This is a genomic window from Microlunatus ginsengisoli, from assembly GCF_039537205.1.
GTDB lineage: Bacteria > Actinomycetota > Actinomycetes > Propionibacteriales > Propionibacteriaceae > Microlunatus > Microlunatus ginsengisoli.
On the sequence record NZ_BAABAB010000034.1, the window covers coordinates 1 to 1,714 of the forward strand.

Consider the following 1,714-nt stretch of genomic DNA (forward strand, 5'->3'; position numbering starts at 1 on the left):
AGTCACCGTCCGCGGCGTGTCGCTGACAAGGCAGAACGCAACTATTAGCCGATTAAGAGGGACGATCCGGGCCGGCCCATCGACTGCCGCACCCCGATCCGCCCGCAGGCGTTCCGGAAGGAGCGAGCGGTGAATTCACTGCCTTGGTCGGTGTGCAGGATCACCCCGGCCACGGCCTCCTTCCCACCCCGCACCGCGACCGCCATCGCCAACGCGGCATAGGCGGTGGCGGTGTCGTGATGCGGGCTCATCGCGAACCCGACGATCCGCCGCGACGCCATGTCGAGCACACTGTCCAAATAGAGCTTGCCCTCGTCGGTGACGATCTCGGTGCCGTCCCCGTACCACTTCCGATTGACCTGGTCAGCGGCGAAATCGCGGCCGATCAGGTCCGGCGCCCGCCACCTGCCCCGACCCGGCCGGGTGGTCTGCCGGCGACGCCGCCTCGGCCTGGCCCGCAGACCCAGCTCCCGCATGATCGCCGCGACCGTGTTCACACTCACCCGCCACCCCTCCGCGCGCAGATCCGCAGCGATTCGTGGTGAGCCATACCGCCCGCGATGCTGGGCGAACAACTGACCGATCCGGACCGCCAACACAGCCCGGCGGGCATGCCGCGGCGACGGGTCGCCGTGGCACCACTTGTAGAACCAGGCCGGTGACACCCCCACCGCCCGGCACGCGGTTGCGTGCGGGATCCCGTGCTCGACCCTCTGAGTAGCGATGAAGCCGGCCACGCTCACCGGCCCCCCATCGCCTCTTGGACCCAGAGGGCCACCGAGCGCTTGAGCACGTCCCGCTGCATCGCCAGCTCCGCGTTCTCCCGCCGCAACCGGACCAACTCGGCCCGCTCGTCAGGATCCAGAGCCCCGCCCGGATCACCGGATCGCCGACGCTCCGCCGCACACCAGTTCCCCAGCGTGCCCTCGTTGATCCCCAGGTCCCGGGCCACCTGCGCGATCGGCTTCCCGGTCTCCCGAACGATCCGCACCGCACCCTGCTTGAAGTCCTCATCGAACTTCCGACGTACCTCTGCCACCGCCGCCTCCCTAAGGCGATGTCTCCACGCTACGAGGGGAAGCCCAACCGCCGTGTCTGGACCGCCTGTCTGGACCGCCGTGTCTGGACTCACTTGATGGTGGACGGATCGGCTTCGGATGATCCTTGACACTTTCTAGGCGCTCGCGGCCTTGTGGCCGTAGGCCTTGTAGCGGGTCACCTCCTTGGTGGTTGTGCGCGGCACCATGCACAGCATCGTCTCGTGCTGGTCGTAGATGTTGAAGTGATCGTCGCCGATCTCGATGGTGACGATCTTGCCGGCGTGCGGCAGGCCGATCTGGATCCGTTGACCGCAGACTTGAGCCTGGCCTCGGCAGGAGACCCGCCGTTGAACCCGAATCGGATCGTGCTCGATGGGTGGCGGGGGTCCGGCGACGCGGGCGCCCCGGAGCCGGCGGCGGGTGGCCGGATCGATCGGTGAGGGAAGGGTTCGCCAGAGCCGGCCGTCGGTGATGACATGGATCAGATGGTCGTCCAGCCGCAGGGTGACGCGTTGCCCGGCCAGCGGGGATCCGACCTGCAGGAACCGGCCGCCCAAGGCGACCAGTCCGATCGCGGTCACGGTGCGCTCGAGCTCGACCGCCACGCCGGCTGCCAGCGCGGCGGCACTGGGTGGGGCCGGCGGCGGCCCGGCGGGTTGCGCACCCTCACGCCG

2 protein-coding genes and 1 pseudogene are annotated in these 1,714 nt (G+C 69.2%); all 3 read right to left on the minus strand.

What is annotated here, in order from left to right:
- Positions 1 to 44 precede the first annotated feature (44 nt).
- Positions 45 to 743 carry an IS3 family transposase gene (locus tag ABD747_RS20380; protein ID WP_344808060.1) on the minus strand — a complete coding sequence of 233 codons (699 nt, stop codon included), beginning with the start codon at positions 741 to 743 and terminating at the stop codon, positions 45 to 47.
- The gene (locus ABD747_RS20385) at positions 740 to 1,039 is read right to left on the minus strand and encodes a transposase (RefSeq protein ID WP_344808062.1); all 300 of its coding nucleotides are present in this window, start codon (positions 1,037 to 1,039) and stop codon (positions 740 to 742) included. The genes ABD747_RS20380 and ABD747_RS20385 overlap by 4 nt, the downstream gene beginning before the upstream one ends.
- Before the next feature lie 135 nt (positions 1,040 to 1,174).
- Positions 1,175 to 1,714, minus strand: a pseudogene (locus ABD747_RS20390) (IS481 family transposase); the annotation flags it as partial.